General features: G+C 61.9%; 19 protein-coding genes. 7 read left to right on the forward strand and 12 right to left on the reverse strand.

Annotated features, from left to right (window positions below; genetic code table 11):
• Nucleotides 1-345 precede the first annotated feature (345 nt).
• Both AO065_RS20995 and AO065_RS21000 read left to right on the forward strand, forming a co-directional pair.
• Nucleotides 346-1,179: an ion transporter gene (locus tag AO065_RS20995; protein WP_004888158.1), complete on the forward strand. Its 834-nt coding sequence runs from the start codon at nucleotides 346-348 to the stop codon at nucleotides 1,177-1,179.
• 100 nt (nucleotides 1,180-1,279) lie between these two features.
• Nucleotides 1,280-2,278: a sulfate ABC transporter substrate-binding protein gene (locus AO065_RS21000; protein WP_004888155.1), complete on the forward strand. Its 999-nt coding sequence runs from the start codon at nucleotides 1,280-1,282 to the stop codon at nucleotides 2,276-2,278.
• A gap of 58 nt (nucleotides 2,279-2,336) precedes the next feature.
• Here AO065_RS21000 and AO065_RS21005 read toward each other — a convergent pair whose 3' ends face one another.
• The 10 genes from AO065_RS21005 to ccmA are packed head-to-tail and all read right to left on the reverse strand — an operon-like array spanning nucleotide 2,337 to nucleotide 9,740.
• Nucleotides 2,337-2,744 carry a hypothetical protein gene (locus AO065_RS21005; RefSeq protein WP_004888154.1) on the reverse strand — a complete coding sequence of 136 codons (408 nt, stop codon included), beginning with the start codon at nucleotides 2,742-2,744 and terminating at the stop codon, nucleotides 2,337-2,339.
• A gap of 27 nt (nucleotides 2,745-2,771) precedes the next feature.
• Entirely contained in the window at nucleotides 2,772-3,965 is a 1,194-nt protein-coding gene (gene ccmI, locus AO065_RS21010) for a c-type cytochrome biogenesis protein CcmI (RefSeq protein WP_004888151.1), read from the reverse strand.
• On the reverse strand, nucleotides 3,962-4,438 hold the full coding sequence (locus AO065_RS21015) for a cytochrome c-type biogenesis protein (RefSeq protein WP_004888150.1): 477 nt from the start codon (nucleotides 4,436-4,438) through the stop codon (nucleotides 3,962-3,964). Before AO065_RS21015 ends, ccmI begins: the two co-directional genes overlap by 4 nt.
• The gene (locus tag AO065_RS21020; protein ID WP_004888148.1) at nucleotides 4,435-4,971 is read right to left on the reverse strand and encodes a DsbE family thiol:disulfide interchange protein; all 537 of its coding nucleotides are present in this window, start codon (nucleotides 4,969-4,971) and stop codon (nucleotides 4,435-4,437) included. The genes AO065_RS21015 and AO065_RS21020 overlap by 4 nt, the downstream gene beginning before the upstream one ends.
• Nucleotides 4,968-6,941 carry a heme lyase CcmF/NrfE family subunit gene (locus AO065_RS21025; protein ID WP_004888146.1) on the reverse strand — a complete coding sequence of 658 codons (1,974 nt, stop codon included), beginning with the start codon at nucleotides 6,939-6,941 and terminating at the stop codon, nucleotides 4,968-4,970. The genes AO065_RS21020 and AO065_RS21025 overlap by 4 nt, the downstream gene beginning before the upstream one ends.
• Nucleotides 6,941-7,411, reverse strand: coding sequence for a cytochrome c maturation protein CcmE (gene ccmE, locus AO065_RS21030; protein WP_004888145.1), 471 nt, complete (start codon nucleotides 7,409-7,411; stop codon nucleotides 6,941-6,943). The genes AO065_RS21025 and ccmE overlap by 1 nt, the downstream gene beginning before the upstream one ends.
• The gene (gene ccmD / locus AO065_RS21035) at nucleotides 7,408-7,584 is read right to left on the reverse strand and encodes a heme exporter protein CcmD (RefSeq protein ID WP_004888143.1); all 177 of its coding nucleotides are present in this window, start codon (nucleotides 7,582-7,584) and stop codon (nucleotides 7,408-7,410) included. Before ccmD ends, ccmE begins: the two co-directional genes overlap by 4 nt.
• A complete protein-coding gene (locus tag AO065_RS21040) occupies nucleotides 7,581-8,375 on the reverse strand; it encodes a heme ABC transporter permease (protein ID WP_004888142.1) in 795 nt (264 codons plus the stop codon). The genes ccmD and AO065_RS21040 overlap by 4 nt, the downstream gene beginning before the upstream one ends.
• 55 nt (nucleotides 8,376-8,430) lie before the next feature.
• On the reverse strand, nucleotides 8,431-9,102 hold the full coding sequence (gene ccmB, locus AO065_RS21045) for a heme exporter protein CcmB (protein ID WP_004888140.1): 672 nt from the start codon (nucleotides 9,100-9,102) through the stop codon (nucleotides 8,431-8,433).
• A complete protein-coding gene (ccmA, locus tag AO065_RS21050; protein WP_004888138.1) occupies nucleotides 9,099-9,740 on the reverse strand; it encodes a cytochrome c biogenesis heme-transporting ATPase CcmA in 642 nt (213 codons plus the stop codon). Before ccmA ends, ccmB begins: the two co-directional genes overlap by 4 nt.
• 190 nt (nucleotides 9,741-9,930) lie before the next feature.
• Here ccmA and fliK point away from each other — a divergent pair, with 190 nt between their 5' ends.
• Nucleotides 9,931-11,550, forward strand: a complete 1,620-nt coding sequence (gene fliK / locus AO065_RS21055; protein WP_004888137.1) for a flagellar hook-length control protein FliK — start codon at nucleotides 9,931-9,933, stop codon at nucleotides 11,548-11,550.
• Nucleotides 11,550-11,873, forward strand: a complete 324-nt coding sequence (locus AO065_RS21060) for an EscU/YscU/HrcU family type III secretion system export apparatus switch protein (RefSeq protein WP_004888135.1) — start codon at nucleotides 11,550-11,552, stop codon at nucleotides 11,871-11,873. The genes fliK and AO065_RS21060 overlap by 1 nt, the downstream gene beginning before the upstream one ends.
• A gap of 30 nt (nucleotides 11,874-11,903) precedes the next feature.
• On the opposite strand, the gene recR is transcribed toward AO065_RS21060, so the two are convergent.
• A complete protein-coding gene (recR, locus tag AO065_RS21065) occupies nucleotides 11,904-12,506 on the reverse strand; it encodes a recombination mediator RecR (RefSeq protein ID WP_004888133.1) in 603 nt (200 codons plus the stop codon).
• Nucleotides 12,507-12,785: 279 nt separating this feature from the next.
• A complete protein-coding gene (locus tag AO065_RS21070; protein ID WP_004888132.1) occupies nucleotides 12,786-13,670 on the reverse strand; it encodes a LysR family transcriptional regulator in 885 nt (294 codons plus the stop codon).
• A 110-nt stretch (nucleotides 13,671-13,780) separates the two neighbouring features.
• Here AO065_RS21070 and AO065_RS21075 point away from each other — a divergent pair, with 110 nt between their 5' ends.
• The 3 genes from AO065_RS21075 to AO065_RS21085 all read left to right on the forward strand — a co-directional run bounded on the left by AO065_RS21075 (nucleotide 13,781) and on the right by AO065_RS21085 (nucleotide 16,930).
• Nucleotides 13,781-14,917 (forward strand): DSD1 family PLP-dependent enzyme, encoded by a 1,137-nt coding sequence (locus AO065_RS21075; RefSeq protein WP_032652535.1) that lies wholly within the window; start codon nucleotides 13,781-13,783, stop codon nucleotides 14,915-14,917.
• The gene (locus tag AO065_RS21080; protein ID WP_004888129.1) at nucleotides 14,907-15,314 is read left to right on the forward strand and encodes a RidA family protein; all 408 of its coding nucleotides are present in this window, start codon (nucleotides 14,907-14,909) and stop codon (nucleotides 15,312-15,314) included. Before AO065_RS21075 ends, AO065_RS21080 begins: the two co-directional genes overlap by 11 nt.
• A gap of 149 nt (nucleotides 15,315-15,463) precedes the next feature.
• Nucleotides 15,464-16,930: an aldehyde dehydrogenase family protein gene (locus AO065_RS21085; protein WP_004888127.1), complete on the forward strand. Its 1,467-nt coding sequence runs from the start codon at nucleotides 15,464-15,466 to the stop codon at nucleotides 16,928-16,930.
• The last annotated feature ends 546 nt before the right edge of the window (nucleotides 16,931-17,476 follow it).

Below are 17,476 nucleotides of genomic sequence, written 5' to 3' on the forward strand. Positions count from 1 at the left end.
ATGTGACGCAGATTGCGGACTCAGTGAGCCGAGCGCATGGCTTAAGTCACCTTTTCGCCCCTCGGCGACCTACTTTGAGGGGCCAAAGTAGGCAAAGCCCGCTGCTCCGGTTCCGNCCAGTGCCGCTGTCTCTCTGGATAGCCAGATGACTTGTGTATAACGATGAGCGAGGAGCGATGAACACGATCAGTGTGCTTGAGACCACCGATCGTTCCCATACTCCAGCGTGGTAACGCCTCTCAGGAAGCTCCAGAGTGCGACGCAAATCAGTCATCTGACACCACAGCTTGCACTCCAACCCCCAATGCTCCTAGGCTCACCCGATCTTCAGACTCGGAATGCACCATGGACGCCTCTCTCAGCCGCCGCGAGCGGCTGCATATCGTTATTTTCGAGGCTGACACGCCTGCCGGGCGGCGCTTCGACAAGGTCTTGCTGGTCCTCATCCTGCTCAGTCTGCTGGTCACGATCATTGACAGCATCGAGAGCATTCACCGCGATTACTCGCAGGTGTTTGCCTGGGTGGAATGGGGCTTCACCGCGATTTTTGCCATTGAGTACATTCTGCGGCTGTACTGCTCGCCGCGACCGCTCAAGTACGCGTTCAGCTTCTACGGGCTGGTGGACCTGCTGGCCATCGTGCCGGGCGTGCTGGCGATCTATTACAGCGATGCGCAGTACCTGCTGATCGTGCGGATCGTGCGCATGCTGCGAATCTTCAGGGTCTTGAAGCTCGGTACGTACCTGCGTCAGGCCAACTACCTGCTGGCGGCGTTGCGCGGCAGCAAACAGAAGATCATCGTGTTTCTGGTGACGGTTTCGACGCTGGTCACAGTATTCGGCACCCTGATGTATGTGATCGAAGGCCCGGAACACGGCTTTACCAGCATTCCCAAGGGCATCTACTGGGCTATCGTCACCCTGACGACCGTAGGCTTCGGCGATATCGTGCCCAAGACGCCGGTCGGTCAGATGCTCTCTTCGCTGGTGATGATCACCGGTTACTCGATCATCGCTGTGCCCACCGGTATATTCACGGCCGAGCTGGCCAATGCCATGCGCGGCGAGCAACTCAAGCATGACTGCCCGGTGTGCGCGAAGAAATTCCACGAGCATGGCGCCGCGTTCTGCTCACGGTGCGGCAATCAGCTGTTCCCCAGGGAAGTAAATCAGGCATAAGCACAGACGTTTTTGGTATTTAGGCTCAGCGATGCGCGACTGCTAGTGTCGCGGCATTAAGCCATCAGACAACAATGATCCACCCTCAAAGGAATTTGCAGTGAACAGACTTTTCGCCGCTTCGCTACTGGCTGCAGGCCTGGCCCTTTCCAGCGCCGCCCAGGCTGCACCGACGCTGCTCAACGTCTCCTATGACGTGATGCGCGACTTCTACAAGGACTACAACAGCGCCTTCCAGAAGCACTGGAAAGCCGAGAAAAACGAAGACGTGACGGTGCAGATGTCCTTCGGCGGATCGAGCAAGCAGGCGCGTTCGGTCATCGACGGCCTGCCGGCTGACGTGATTACCATGAACATGGCCACCGACATCAATGCCCTGGCTGACAACGGTGAGCTGGTGCCCAAGGACTGGGTCAGCCGTCTGCCGAACAACAGCGCACCCTTCACTTCCGCCACGGTGTTCATCGTGCGCAAGGGCAACCCGAAAGCGCTGAAAGACTGGCCGGACCTGATCAAGGACGGCGTGGAAGTCATCGTGCCCAACCCCAAGACCTCGGGTAACGGCCGTTACACCTACCTGTCGGCGTGGGGTTACACCCTGAAAAACGGTGGCGATGAAGCAGCTGCAAAAGACTTTGTCGGCAAGCTGTTCAAGCATGTGCCGGTACTCGACACCGGTGGCCGTGGCGCAACGACGACCTTCATGACCAATCAGATCGGCGATGTACTGGTGACCTTTGAAAACGAGGCCGAGATGATCGCCCGCGAGTTCGGCCGTGATCAATTCGAAGTGGTCTACCCGTCCGTATCGGCAGAAGCCGAGCCGCCGGTGAGCGTGGTGGACAAGGTCGTGGACCGCAAGAAGTCGCGCGTTCTGGCCGAAGAATACCTGAAGTACCTCTGGTCGCCAGAAGGCCAGGAAATCGCCGCCAACAACTACCTGCGTCCGCGTGACCCGGCGATTCTGGCCAAGTACAAGGACCGCTTCCCGAAGGTCGATTTCCTGTCGGTGGAGAAAACCTTCGGTGACTGGCGCACCGTGCAGAAGACCCACTTCATCGACGGCGGCGTGTTCGACCAGATCTATTCGGGCAAATAACCCGTCCCATGCGAAACAAAACGGCGACCCTCAGGGTCGCCGTTTTCATTTGCGGAACTCAGTTGCTGAACTGACGCCCCAGCCCTGCCGGCACGCCGCTGGCATCGGTCGGCTGCCACGGTCCGTTCGGGCTGGTCGCCCAGCTCCAGCCGTTGTTCCACTGGTAATAGGTACGCTGGCGATAGAACGTGTTGCTCTGGTCATCCATCACATACACGCCCATGCGCGCATCCCAATGGCTGTTGCCGCCCGGTGGTGGCGCGAAGCTGGCCGAGGTTTTCGGACCGCTGGACGGCGCCTTGACGGGTGGCTTGTTCGGTGTCGGCGCGGGACGCGGAGCGCCGGGCTGCTGGCCACCGGGCAATGACTGAATCGGTTCCTGACTCGTCGGCGCCGGTGGCTGAACCGCACAGGCGCTCAAGCCCAGGGCCAGACCCAACAACGTGATACGTGCAGTGCGGTACATAAGCGGGCTCTCTTCTTCTCTGGCTGTCTATTTATCAGGGCTGTCGATGATCAACGCCTGCTGCGTCCCGCTGTCGCTGGCCAAGGGCTGGCTGCGGCCGACCCACTCACCGGTGGTCGGTTGCCCTGCGCGGGACACGCGAGCTACCAGTTGGACTTGCGGAAAGTTCGACAGTTTCAGCTGCGGCATCATTGCGTCGGCATCGCTGAGTTCGACCTCGGCGGGCAGCTCGGCAACCGTGATGCGCTTGACCGCCAGCGGCGCGGGCGGGCCATCGACAGCACGGGCGAAAATGAACACGCTGTCACGTGGCTGGACCTTGTCTTTCAAGGCAGGCGCCAGATCGACCCGTACTTTTATAGAAGCAGCCCTGCTTGCAGCCAGCGCCGGTTTCGCGCCGGTTTTCAGGTTTTCCCTGGCACGGGCGATGCCGCCTTCCAGTGCCGAGCGCGACGGGTCCTGCGCAGGCAGTACGTTAAGAAGCCGGGTCCAGTAATCGACTGCCGCCTGATAGCGCTCGGTTTCAAATGCCGCGATGCCCAGCAAGCCCAGGCTGGTGACTTCTTTGGGATCGGCCTTCAGCGCTTCGTCGGTCAGGGCCTGCACCTGCGGCGTGAAATGCTTGTCGCTGGCGAAGTACAACGCCTGCGCCCATTGTCCGAGCAGTTCCGGTGGACGCCCGGCGAGGCCAGCAGCACGCTCGAACATCTGCGCCGCATCGCCCGGACGATTCTGCGCCATATAGCTGCGCGCCAGAAAATACAGGCTTTCGGACGAATCGGGCTGAGCCTGTACGGTTCGCTCCAGACGCTGGGTCATGTCGGCGAGCGAGGTGGGCGGTTGAGAGAATTCGCGACTCAGTTCGACCTTGTCGCTGGCGCCAAGCTGCAGATAAGCCCCCATGCCCAACACCGGAACCAGCACTGCCGCCAGCAACAGCCAGGGTTTGCCAAGCCGCGCGATTCGGGCCTTTTCAGCCCCCTCGGTGTCAGCCAGCAACTCCCGCGCCGCTTCGTCACGGGCGCTCTGGATCTGCATCGCTGAAAGAACGCCTTCTTCCTGCTGGCCTTGCAGCTCGCTGAGCCGTTCCTGATACAGGGCAACGTTCAGCGCCGTGCGGTCTTCCTCGCGCTGCGCACGCTGACCGCGCAACACCGGGATCAGCAGGAAGCCCAGCGCCACCAGTAGCAAGAGTCCGGTCGCCATCCAGAAATCGATCATTTTCGGTGTTCATCCAGCAAATGGGCGAGGCGTTGCCGCTCCTCATCGGACAGCGTATCGACCTGCCCGGCAGTCAGGTTGCGACGTCGTCTGACGATCACCGCCATCACCACCAGCCCTCCAAGCAGCAAGCCTGCCGGACCGAACCACAACAACCAAGTTCTGGCGGTCAGCGCCGGTTTATAGCGCACGAAGTCGCCATAGCGATCCACCATGAAATCGATGATCTGCTGATTGCTCCGGCCCTCCCCCAGCATGCGGTAGATTTCCTTGCGCAGGTCTGCGGCGATCGGCGCGTTGGAATCGGCGATGTCCTGATTCTGGCACTTGGGGCAACGCAACTCGCGGGTCAGTTCGGCATAGCGGGCGCGCTCGGCTTCGTCGCGAAAGGTATAGGCGTCAATGGCAGCGTGAGCGAGACCACTGATCGCAAGGCCAAGCACCAACAGCACAGCGCTTAATGAGCGGTTCATGGTCTGGCCTCGTCCACCAGCGCCTGATACAGCCCGGCCAGTTGCTCGCGCCAGACCGTGTCATCGATTACGCCGACGTACTTGTGACGAATGACACCCTTGGCATCGATCAGAAAGGTTTCCGGCGCGCCGTACACGCCAAGGTTCAAGCCCAGCGAGCCTTCGTCGTCGCGGATATTGAGGCGATAAGGATCATGAAAATCCTTCAGCCATTTCAGCGCGTCGGCGTTGGTGTCCTTGTAGTTGACGCCGTAGATCAGCACGCCCTGCTGCGCCAGCCGATTGAGCACCGGATGCTCCACGCGACAGGCGATGCACCAGGTCGCCCAGACGTTGACCAGCGCGGGTTTGCCCAGCAGGTCGGCGCGGGTCAACGTGCGTTCGCTTTGTACTTCACGCAGGGTGAAGTCGGGGAACGGCTTGTCGATCAGCGCCGATGGCAACTCGGCAGGGTCCAGGTACAAGCCTCGAAACAGAACGGCTGCCACGCCGAGAAAGACCACCAGCGGCAACACCATGATCCAGCGCCTCATGCGGCGGCCTCCGACAGGCCCAGCGCGTCACGCACCCGGCCTTTGACTTTGACGCGATAACGCCGATCAGTGGCCGCCAGCACGCCGCCCAATCCGGTCAACAGGCCGCCGAACCAGATCCAGCGCACGAAGGGTTTCACATGCACCCGCACCGCCCACGCGCCATCGGCCAGCGGCTCGCCCAGCGCAACGTAAAGGTCACGGCTGAAACCGGCATCGATACCCGCCTCAGTCATCACCGATTGCTGCACGGTGTACAGGCGTTTCTCCGGGTGCAACTCCGTGACCTGTTCGCCATCCCGCAAAACCCGGATCGTGCCGCGATCCGAGGTGAAATTCGGCCCCTCATGGTGCTTTGCGCCTTCGAACACGAATACGTAGCCACCCAACTCGACGGACTGGCCGGGTGCAAGGCGCAGGTCGCGCTCGGCACTGTTCTGGCTCGACAGCACCACACCCAGCGCGCACACGGCAATGCCGAGGTGCGCCAGTTGCATGCCCCAGTAACTGCGATGCAGGCCGCGTGCGCCATTGATCAGGCCCTTGTGACGCGTCTTGTCCAGCAGATCTCGCACCCCGGCCAGCAGCACCCAGGCCGCCAGCATGAAGGTGGCCAGCACCGCCCACTGGAAATCACCCAGCGCCAGCCCGGCGATCACCGCCAGTACCGCGCTGCCGATCAATACCGGGGTCAGCATGCCCAGCAGCCATTTGACCGGCGTATCTTTCCAGCGCACCAGCACCCCCACCGCCATCACCACCATCAGCAGGGCCATCAACGGCACGAACAGCGCATTGAAATACGGCGGCCCTACCGACATCTTCGCGCCGCTCATGGCATCGACCACCAGCGGGTACAGCGTGCCGAGCAGAATCATCGACGCCGCGACCACCAGCACCAGATTGTTGCCCAGCAGCAGCGTCTCCCGCGACCACAGACCAAAGCCGACCTGACTTTTCACCACGGGTGCGCGGATGGCGAACAAGGTCAGCGAGCCGCCGACAACCATCAACAGGAAGATCAGGATGAACACGCCACGTGCCGGATCGGAGGCAAACGCATGCACCGAGGTCAACACCCCGGAGCGCACCAGAAAGGTCCCCAACAGGCTCAGGGAAAACGCCGCGATGGCCAGCAGCACGGTCCAGCTCTTGAACACGCCGCGCTTTTCCGTGACCGCCAGCGAGTGGATCAAGGCAGTGCCCACCAGCCAGGGCATGAACGAGGCGTTTTCCACCGGGTCCCAGAACCACCAGCCGCCCCAGCCCAGCTCGTAGTAGGCCCACCACGAACCCAGGGTGATGCCGACGCCGAGAAACGCCCAGGCCACCAGCGTCCAGGGTCGCGACCAGCGCGCCCAGGCGGCATCCAGTCGCCCGCCGAGCAAGGCGGCGATGGCAAAGGCGAAGGCCACGGAAAAACCGACGTAGCCCATGTAGAGCATCGGCGGGTGCACGATCAGGCCGATGTCCTGCAACAACGGGTTGAGATCGCGACCGTTGACAGGCATCTGCGGCAGGATTCGCGCAAACGGGTTGGAGGTGAGGATCAGGAACGACAGAAAGCCGAGGCTGATCATGCCCATCACTGCCAGCACTCGCGCCAGCATCACTTGTGGCAATTGTCGGGAAAATACCGATACGGCAAAGGTCCAGCCGCCCAGGATCAGCGCCCAGAGCAGCAGCGAGCCTTCATGCGCGCCCCACACGGCACTGAATTTGTAGAACCAGGGCAGCGCCGTGTTGGAGTTCTGTGCAACGTAAGCGACCGAGAAGTCGTCGATCATGAAGGCGTAAGTCAGACAACCGAAGGCAAAGATCAGAAAGCTGAACTGGCCCCACGCCGCAGGACGCGCCAGACTCATCCACAGTGGATCACCGCGCCAGGCACCGATCAGCGGCACGCTGCTCTGCACAAGGGCAAAGCACAGCGCCAGAATCATGGCCAGATGGCCGAGTTCGGGAATCATCAGTCAACCTGCTTCGATGAGGTGGAAGACGCAGCCGGTGCGGCCTGGCCGCTGTCGCGCAACGCTTTGGTCACTTCCGGCGGCATGTACTTCTCGTCGTGCTTGGCCAGCACTTCATCGGCCACCACCTCGCCTCGTGCGTTCAGCCTGCCCAGCGCGACGATGCCCTGCCCTTCACGGAACAGGTCCGGCAGGATGCCCCGGTAGGTGATGGTCACCGACTTGTTGAAGTCGGTGACGACGAAGCGTACGTCGAGCGAGTCCGCCGAGCGTTGCAACGAGCCCTTCTCGACCATGCCACCCGCCCGAATGCGGGTATCGACAGGCGCTTCGCCGTTGGCAATCTGGCTCGGGGTGTAGAACAAATTGATGTTTTCCTGCAGCGCGCTGAGGGCCAGCGTCAGGGCCAGGCCTATCCCCGCCACGATGGCCAGGATGATCAACAGACGCTTTCTGCGCAGCGGATTCACGTGCGTTTCTCCCGACGCATACGACGCGCCTCCTGTTGCAGATAGCGACGACGCGCCGCCACCGGCAGCGCGACGTTGACGAGCAGCACCAGCACACAGAGGCCATACGCCGACCAGACGAACAGTCCATGGCGGCCCATCGCCAGGAAATCGCCGAACGAATCAAAACTCATGAAAGGCGCTCCGACGGACCCAGGCTACGCAGGACTTCGGCCTGCACCCACTGAGTTCGCGACTCGCGCTTCAACACTTCAAGGCGCATGCGCATGAGCAGTACCGCACCAAAGAAGCAATAGAAACCCAAGACGGTGAGCAGCAGCGGCAGCCACATTTCGGCGGGCATGGCCGGCTTTTCAGTGAAGCTGAACGTCGCGCCCTGATGCAGCGTGTTCCACCATTCGACCGAATATTTGATGATCGGGATGTTCACCACCCCGACAATCGCCAGCACCGCACAGGCCTTGGCCGCGCTGTCACGGTTATTGATCGCGTTGCCCAAGGCAATGAGCCCGAAATACAGAAACAGCAGAATCAGCATGGATGTCAGGCGAGCATCCCACACCCACCAGGCGCCCCAGGTCGGTTTGCCCCAGATCGCACCGGTCGCCAGCGCCAAAGCGGTCATCCATGCGCCGATAGGCGCGGCCGACTGCAGCGCGACGTCCGCCAGTTTGATCTTCCACACCAGCCCGATCACGCCACAGATCGCCAGCATCACGTAACAGGATTGCGCCAGCATCGCCGCAGGCACGTGGATATAGATGATGCGAAAGCTGTTGCCCTGCTGATAGTCCGGCGGCGCGAACGCCAGTCCCCAGACCACTCCGATGCCGATCAGCAACAGCGCCGCGATGCTCAGCCACGGCAACAGGCGCGTGCTGAGGCCGTAGAAAACTTTCGGCGAGCCGAGCCGGTGCAACCAGGCCCAACCGATGCTGCTCTTTTTGAGGGAAGCGCTTTTCATCACGGTGCATCCAGGGTTTTACCGGGCGCCTGACGGGCAGGCCCCGGAACCTCAATTATTCGCCGACACTGATCTTCAGGCCAGCGGCTATCGCAAAGGGTGTCAGGGTAACCGCAAGTGCCGTCAGGCTGCCCAACCACAGCAGATGACCGGTCGCGGGCATACCTTGCAAGGCCGCCTGCAACGCCCCGCTGCCCAGAATCAGCACCGGGATGTACAGCGGCAGAATCAGCAGCGCCAGCAACAGTCCGCCACGCTTGAGCCCGACGGTCAGCGCGGCACCCACCGCACCCAGCAGGCTCAACACCGGCGTGCCCAGCAGCAGCGACAGCATCAGCACCGGCACGCAGTGTCCCGGCAACCCCAGCATCAAGGCCAACACGGGCGCCACCAGCACCAGCGCCAGCCCGGAAAAGACCCAGTGTGCCAGTACCTTGACCAGAACCAGAAGGGCCAGAGGGTGCGGCGAAAGGACCCACTGTTCCAGCGATCCGTCCTCGAAATCACTGCGAAACAGCCCGTCCAGCGAGAGCAGCACGGCTAACAGCGCCGCTACCCAGACCAGCCCCGGCGACAAGGTTTGCAACAATTGCGTCTCCGGCCCGACGGCCAGCGGGAACAACGCAATCACGATGGCAAAGAACACCAGCGGATTGGCCAGCTCTGCCGGACGCCGCGCCAACAGTAGTGCCTCGCGCTGCAGCAACAGAATGAACACATTGCTCATGCCGGTCTGTTTCCCAGATCCAGTTGTCGATAACCGGCAGGCTTTAGGCCCAGCACATGATGAGTGGTCAGCACCACGACGCCGCCCCGCGCACAGTGTTCAGTCAGACAGGCTTCCAGCTGACTGATGCCCTGCTGGTCCAGCGCAGTGAAGGGTTCGTCGAGTATCCAGATCGGAGGACCCGGCAAATAAAGGCGAGCCAGTGCAACGCGACGCTGCTGTCCGGCCGACAAGGCGTGGCAAGGCACGTCTTCAAAACCGCTCAACCCGACCGTCTCCAGCGCCTGCTCGAAATCGGCAGGCTCGCCATTCCCCTGCAACGCATACAGCCAGGACAGGTTTTCCAGCGGCGTCAGCAATTCCTTGAGCCCTGACGCATGGCCGATCCACACCAACAGACCGGTCAGCTGCGGACGCTGACGGCCCAGCGCATGGCCGTTGAACATCACCTGCCCCTCTGTGGGCTGCATCAGCCCGCACAGCATGCGCAACAGGCTGGTCTTGCCGCTGCCATTGGGACCGCTGACCTGCAACAGGTCGCCAGCCTTCAGCGCGAGATCAAGGTTCTCGAACAACAGCCGTCCGTCGCGCTCGCAAGTCAGCGCAGTGGCGTGCAGAAGTGGAGTCACAGCAGTCATCGAGCGCTTCCAGTATCGCGTTGTCTCGAAATGCGCCGATAACAGCACAAACGGAGGAAATGGCAGTTCAAGTCGAGCATGAAGCGGCCGTTACATGAAGGGAACTTAATGACGGCCAGACCGCTTTGGGTCGGTATTATACATACGAGTCCTGACACCCAAGGGGCAATTTCCTCAGGTCGGATATTCAATGACAGGCGATATCACCAGCGTTCCCGCAGCGGTCCCGACGACTGCACAGCTACGCGCCAACATCACCCAGGCACAGGTCCTGACATTGCTGCAGGCGTCGGCCCAGCTGATACCCGAAGGCCAGACCGCCGAAGCCGAAGTGCTGACCCTCAAGCAAGTCGACCAGAATTTCCAGTTGCTGCTCAAACTGATCCTCGCCAACGGCACCCAGACCAACCTGCCCGTCAGCAGCGCCGTGCCGTTCACGCCCGGCAGCCTGTTACAACTGACACAGGCCTCGCCCAACGAATTGACACTGACTTTGCAGCAGCTCAACAGCGCTCTGAAAAATTCGCTGACCAGTATCGACACCCGACAACTGCCGGTCGGCACGCTATTGCAGGGCAAGGTGTTGACCACTCAGGTCATCGCTCAGGCGGTCAGCCAACTGGCCAACATGCCCGCGACCACCGCAGCCGCTGCGCCAGCCACTTATCGCTCGATCGTGATGCTGCTGAACACCGTACAGGCAGGCGCCAGCCTGACCATCGACAGCCCGCAGCCCTTGAAAGTCGGCAGCCTGCTCAGCGCTCAGGTGCAGGGCAATCAGGCCCTGAACTTCGTCGCCCTGCCCGGCCGTTTCGACCAACTGGCCGTGGCACAGCAACTGGCCACCCAGCAGAGCCGTCAGGGCTCGCTGGAAAACCTGTTCAACGCCCTGCAAAACCTGCCGCGCAACAGTCCGGCAATCAGCGCGCCCCTACAGGCCAGCATTAACCAATTGCTGGCCGACATCCCGGATGTCGAACAGATGACCTCGCCCAGAACCGTCGCCCAGGCCCTCAACGCTAGCGGCCTGTTTCTTGAGGCGAAACTGCAGGCCGGCATGAATCCAATGCAGGTGCCGGACCTGAAAGCCAGCCTGACCCGCCTGATCGCGCAGATTCTGCCGGGCCTGCCAGACAACAGCACCTATAACGCAGCAGCAGCGTCCAACACCCTGGCGCGGGTCATGCCCAATGCCGTCCGCAATGCACTGGGCACTTTGGGTCTTGTCGCAGCGCGCACCCAGCCGAGCGTCTTTCCGCTACCATCACGTTCGGTCAGTGGCAGCGAGAAGGAAGAGGATCTGGAAATACTGCTCAAGCTCGCCGCAGCCGCCGTTTCACGCGTGCAAAGCCATCAACTTGGCGGACTGGACCAGACCCGCACCAACGCCGACGGCACGCAGGTCACTACCTGGCAAATGGAAGTGCCGATGCGCAACGCCCACGACATCGTGCCTTTGCAGGTCAAAGTGCAGCGCGAGGACAAGCCGGACGAAGAAGCCTCCCATGAAAAGGCTGACGGCGACGTTCAGGAAACCCGGGAGAAGCTCTGGAAGGTCGATCTGGCGTTCGATCTCGAACCGCTGGGGCCGATGCAGGTTCATGCCCAATTATTACGCGGCACGTTATCAAGCCAGCTGTGGGCCGAGCGGCCCGACAGCGCAGCGTTGATCGGCCAGGAACTGGGCCATTTGCGCGAGCGGCTGATCGCCTGCGGCCTGGCCGTCGGCGAACTGGCCTGCAACCACGGCACACCACCCCAGGGTCCGCGAACGGCTCTGGAACAACGCTGGATTGACGAGAACGCCTGATGAGCAGAACCGACGACACACCGCGCCAGGCGATCGCACTCAGCTACGACGGCCAAAGCGCCCCAACCCTGAGCGCCAAGGGCGACGACCAACTGGCCGAAGCCATTCTGGACATCGCCCGCCAATACGAAGTCCCCATTTACGAAAACGCCGAACTGGTCAAACTGCTGGCCCGCCTGGAACTGGGCGACAGCATCCCAGAACCGCTGTACCGCACCATCGCCGAAATCATCGCGTTTGCCTGGCATCTGCGGGGCAAGTTCCCCGAAGGTCAGGACCCGGATGCACCGCCGGTAGAGCGGGATATTACGCCGCGTCGTTAAGGCCAAAGACCCGCAGCGGCAAAACGGTGCTTACATCGCAATCGGCTTGCGTCCGGCAAACGAATGCGCCAGCGTGCCGCCGTCCACAAGGTCCAGCTCGCCACCCAGCGGCACGCCGTGGGCGATGCGCGAGGCGATCAGGCCTTTCTGGTTGAGCAACTGGGCGATGTAATGAGCGGTGGCCTCGCCTTCCACGGTGGGGTTGGTCGCCAGGATGACTTCAGTGAACGTGCCCTGCCCGGCGATGCGCTCCATCAGTTGCGGAATGCCAATGGCCTCGGGGCCAAGGCCATCGAGTGGCGACAGGTGGCCCTTGAGCACGAAATAGCGACCGCGATAGCCGGTCTGCTCCACGGCGTAGACGTCGGTCGGCCCTTCGACCACGCACAGCAGCGTATCGTCACGGCGCACATCGGCGCATTGCGGGCAGAGTTCTTCTTCGGTCAGCGTGCGACACAGGCGGCAGTGGCCGACACCTTCCATCGCCTGACTCAAGGCCAGCGCCAGCCGCGAACCGCCGCTGCGATCACGCTCCAGCAACTGCAGCGCCATACGCTGCGCGGTTTTCTGACCAACGCCCGGCAGCACGCGGAAGGCATCGATCAACTGGCGAATCAGGGGGCTGAAGCTCATGAAGAAAAGTCCGACAAAAACACAAGACGCGGTTTATACCCGCGCGTTGCCGCCAGCGTCAATTCGGGGTTGAAGGGGTGCGACCAATAGCCGGTGCTGCGACGCCGGACTGTGGGAGGCGGCTTGCCGGCGATCTGCCGGGAACCGGCAGCAAAACCTGCACATGCGGAGTGTCAGATACAACCTGGGTGAGCTGCACAGCCCATCGCTGCCGTCGCAACCTGTGAGAACTCCTACACCCTTCGGGCACAAGCTGATTCAGTGAATTACAACCGCTGATCACACCTTCAACGCCATCTCCAGAAACTCCATCAGCGCCTGCACCCGCGCGCTGCGTTGTTTGCGGACCGGCACCAGCAGATTGATGGGGGCGCTGGTCAGTTGCCAGTCGGCGAGCACGCGCACCAGTGCGCCGCTGGCGATGGCGTCGCTGACGTCCCACTGCGAGCGGAGCACGATGCCCAGCCCCTGCTCGGCCCAGCGACGGGCCACAGAGCCGTCGTTGGTCAACAGGGCTGGCTCAATGCGCAGGGTTTTCTTTGTCGCACCTTTGCTCATGTGCCAGAGGGTCACGTCTTCGTCGTTTTCCCGGATACAGATGCAGCGATGACCTGCCAGCTCGTCAGGCGAGGCAGGAATGCCGTGCTGCTCCAGATACGCAGGGCTGGCGCACAGCCAGCGGTTGTTGTGCGCCAGCGTGCGGGCGATCCACAGGCTGTCGTTGAGGCTGCCGATATGAATCACGGCATCACTGTCGTGTCGATCCGGCCAGGGCGTTTCACGCAGGTCGAGGTGCAGGCGCAGTTGTGGATGCAGTCTGGCGAAGCGCGCCAGCAGCGGCGCGATACGCTGGCGGCCATAGCCGAAGGGCGCGGCCAGCCTGAGCGTGCCGACCAGGCGTTCGTCACGCTGTTTGAAAGACTCCGGCAGCGCTTCCAGTTGTTCCAGCAAATACGCGCTTTCCCGGGCGAAGCGCTCGCCATCGGCAGTCAGGCTCAAGCGGCGGGCATCCCGGTTGGCCAACGTAATACCCAGTTGCGTTTCCAGCTTGCGCAGCCGCATCGACAACGCCGGTGGCGAAACGTTAAGCACTCTGGCCGCCGCACTGAGTGACTCACAACGCGACAGCGTTACCGCCAGACGCAAATCTTCGATGGCAATCATTCAGTTCATCTTAAGGATTGATGAAGACTGATTGAACCACAGCTTCATTATCGAACAGTAGAGTGAATGCGTACCCAGCCACACGAGCGCAACACATGTCAGCCTCTCTGATGCCCAACTTACCGCCATCCCTTGATACGCCCGTCGCGCTGATCGACGTGTCACGCATGCAGCACAACATCCAGCGCATGCAGCAACGCATGAATAAACTCGGCGTACGCCTGCGGCCGCACGTCAAGACCAGCAAATCCCTGCCGGTCATTGAGGCGCAACTGGCCGCCGGTGCCTGCGGCGTGACGGTCTCGACACTTAAAGAAGCCGAATATTGTTTTGCCAACGGGATCGACGACGTCTTCTACGCCGTCGCCATGGCACCCGGCAAACTGCATCAGGCACTGGCCCTGCGCCGCAAGGGCTACCGCCTGAGCATCCTGACTGACAGCGTCGTTGCTGCGCAGCACATCGTCGCGTTCGGGCAGGAGCACGATGAGCGTTTCGAGGTGTGGATCGAAATCGACTGCGACGGCCATCGCTCCGGTCTGGCGGCCGATGACGAGACACTGGTAGCGGTGGCGCGATTGCTGATCGAAGGCGGCATGCAATTGCGTGGCGTAATGACCCACGCCGGGTCCAGCTACGATCTGGATACGCCCGAAGCACTAGAGGCGATGGCCGAACAGGAGCGCTCTCTGTGCGTCAGTGCTGCCGGGCGCATCCGTGACGCCGGACTGCCCTGCCCCGAGGTCAGTATCGGCTCCACGCCCACAGCCCTCTCGGCGCAGAGCCTGGAAGGCGTGACCGAGGTCAGGGCCGGGGTTTATGTGTTTTTCGATCTGGTGATGCACAACATCGGCGTCTGCGCGGCCGATGAGCTTGCGCTGAGCGTACTGACCACAGTTATCGGTCACCAGCAGGACAAGGGCTGGATCATCGTGGACGCGGGCTGGATGGCCATGAGCCGTGACCGCGGCACACAGCGTCAGCGCCAGGATTTCGGCTACGGCCAGGTCTGCACCGAAAGCGGCGACTGGATCGAAGGCGCGCGCGTGACCGGCGCCAATCAGGAACACGGCATTATTACCCTGGCGGCCGAGGACTGCGGCGATATCACTGAGCGCTTCCCGATTGGCAGTCGGCTGCGGATCCTGCCCAACCACGCGTGCGCCACCGGCGCGCAGTTTCCTGACTATCACGCGCTGGATGCCGAAGGCAGCGTGCACACTTGGAGTCGCTTGCATGGCTGGTGATCTCGAGCTGATCCATACCCCCCATGCCGCCGCGCCGGGCGGGCATTATTCACAGGCCGTGCGGCATCAGGACACGCTGTACGTCTCGGGGCAACTTCCGATACGCGCTGACGGCAGCCACAGTGTCGACGAGCCGTTCGAGGTACAGACGGCCATCGCGCTGGACAACCTGCTGGCGATTATCACGGCTGCCGAATGCAGCATCGAGGACCTGATCAAGGTTACGGTCTACGTGGCAGGCGTCAAACACTGGCCCGCCTTCGACCGGATCTACGCCAGCTATCTGGGCCTGCATCGCCCAGCCCGCGCCGTGGTTCCCGTTCCGGAACTGCACCATGGCTATCTGATCGAGATTGAAGCGCTGGTACGCGTGCCAAAAACAGCTCCATGCGCTTAGCGGCCCGCATACAGCAGATTATTCTTCGCAGCCTTCAAGATCGGCGCTTTTTATCCAGATCGCTTTGTTAGCTTATTGATATGAAACGGATTGGCCTTCAAGGGCCGTCTGCTGCCGCCGATCTTTTCTCGCTCCAGGGAGCCCGCTGGATGACCATACATTCCCCGAACAGCCATCGCGTCGATCTGCACACGGCGCAGCAGTTTTACATCGATGGCCGCTGGCGAGCTCCCGCAGTTGCGGCGACGCTGCCGGTGATCAATCCGGCCACCGAAGAGGTTGTCGCACACGTCGCCAGCGGTACCGCAGCCGACGTGGATCGCGCCGTGGCAGCGGCACGAGCGGCCTTTGCCGGTTGGTCCGGCACTCCGGCAGAAGTACGGGCTCAGGTGATTGGCCGCATCCATGAACTGATCATCGAGCGCAAGGAAGACCTGGCGCAGGCCTTGTCCCTGGAAATGGGCGCCTCCATCAGCTCGGCGCGGGCGATGCAGGTGCCGCTGGCGGCCGAGCACGTTCGGGTTGCGCGGGATTTGCTGGGCACTTATGCGTTCCAGACCGTCGAAGGCAGCACGGCGATTCAGCGTGAGCCCATCGGAGTCTGCGGTCTTATTACGCCGTGGAACTGGCCGCTGTATCAGATCACCGCCAAGGTTGCTCCGGCCATTGCCGCAGGTTGTACCGTGGTACTCAAGCCCAGCGAACTGTCGCCCTTGAGCGCATTGCTGTTCGCGCAACTGGTACACGACGCGGGCCTGCCTGCCGGGGTCTTCAATCTGGTGAATGGCAGCGGCCCGGAAGTCGGTGGCGCGATGGCGGCGCACCCTGACATCGACATGATTTCCATCACCGGCTCCAATCGCGCAGGTGCCCTGGTCGCCCAGGCGGCCGCTCCGACCGTGAAACGTGTTACGCAGGAACTGGGGGGCAAATCCCCCAACGTGCTGTTGCCCGATGCCGATTTCGCCAAGGCCGTGCCGCTGGGCGTCATGGCGGCGTTCCGCAACGTCGGCCAGTCGTGCAGTGCACCGACGCGCATGATCGTGCCGAAAAATCGTCTGGCGGAAGTTGAAGCGCTGGCCATCGAAACCGCCAACGCAATCATCGTCGGCGACCCGCAGTCGGAAAACACAGTGCTGGGACCTATCGCCAACGAAGCCCAGTTTCATCGCGTGCAGGCGATGATCGAAGCAGGACTTGGCGAAGGCGCGAAGCTGCTCTGCGGCGGACCGGGTCGTGTCGAGGGTTTCGAGAAAGGCTTCTATGCCCGCCCTACCGTGTTCTCCAACGTGAACACTTCGATGCGCATCGCTCAGGAAGAAATCTTCGGCCCGGTGCTGTGCCTGATCGCCTACGAGACAGTGGATGAAGCGGTGGCCATCGCCAACGACACGGTCTATGGGCTGGGGGCGCACGTGCAAAGCCAGGACCTGCAGCAGGCTCGTGCCGTGGCCTCCCGGATCCGCGCCGGTCAAGTGCTCCTCAACTACCCGGCCTGGAATCCGATGGCGCCGTTCGGCGGCTACAAACGCTCCGGCAACGGGCGCGAGTACGGGGTGCAAGGGTTTGAGGAGTATCTGGAGACCAAGGCAATTGTCGGGTTTGGCGCAGAGTAAGCACGCCAGCGTACGTTTCAGCCGGAATCGCCTTCACACTGATCGTGCCCACGCTCTGCGCTCGTCGTTATACACAAGTCCGCAAGACGCGCAAAACGGGGGCCAAAACGTAAGTATCTGACTGAATGCATGCCCCGTGGGAGGCGGCTTGCCGGCGATGGCGTCCGTTCAGTCGCTGATAGGTCGCTTCAGAAAAAGCATCGCCGGCAAGCCGCCTCCCACAGTATTCCGTGGTCGCAGCAAGACTCGGGTATAACGCTGAGCACAGGCATGGGCATGATCGGCGTGCTTGAGATCACGCTGATCGTTCCTACGCTCCGCGTGGGAATGCCTCCCAGGACGCTCCGTGTCCGCTCTCGAATGTGGCTCAGATGTGTGCCCAAGCTCCAGCGTTATCCACGTCATGCGCTCGGCTCACTGAATTCGCAATCTGTGCCATTTGTGACGCGGAGCGTCACGGGAGGCATACCCACGCGGAGCATGGGCACGATCAGTGTCGANGGACTTGTGTATAACGATGAGCGCTCTGCGTAGTAATGCCTCCCA

Origin of the sequence: Pseudomonas viridiflava, assembly GCF_001642795.1 — a bacterium.
GTDB classification, from domain to species: domain Bacteria; phylum Pseudomonadota; class Gammaproteobacteria; order Pseudomonadales; family Pseudomonadaceae; genus Aquipseudomonas; species Aquipseudomonas viridiflava.